Source organism: Sinomicrobium pectinilyticum, from assembly GCF_003725735.1.
Lineage (GTDB): Bacteria > Bacteroidota > Bacteroidia > Flavobacteriales > Flavobacteriaceae > Sinomicrobium > Sinomicrobium pectinilyticum.
This window is the reverse complement of the sequence record NZ_RJTM01000036.1, coordinates 1-305: the sequence shown is the minus strand read 5'-3', so window position 1 is coordinate 305 and position 305 is coordinate 1. Positions and strand designations below refer to the sequence as shown.

At 53.1% G+C, this 305-nt stretch carries 1 protein-coding gene; it reads left to right on the top strand.

Features of this window, described 5'->3' with window-relative positions:
• Window positions 1-305, top strand: a 305-nt coding sequence (locus ED312_RS07280; protein WP_394342855.1) for a bile acid:sodium symporter family protein, incomplete at both ends; no start/stop codon positions are given.

The following is a 305-nucleotide window of genomic DNA, read 5'->3' as shown; positions in this document are numbered from 1 at the left end:
GGCGAAATGGCTTGACCAGGCGATGCCTGTAGTATCCATGTTGGGAATAGCGTTGATTATCGTGGTGATCACTGCTGCGGGGCGGGACAGTTTGCTGGATATCGGTCTGGTCTTACTTCTTATCGTACTTTTTCATAACCTTTTCGGTTATACGCTGGGGTATTGGTATGCCCGTTTTTTTCGTTTGCCGGAGCGTGATGCCAGGACGGTAGCCATAGAAGTGGGGATGCAGAACGGGGGCCTGGCATCGGGGATAGCGAATTCGATCGGGAAGATTGCCACGATGGGCCTGGCGCCTGCCATTT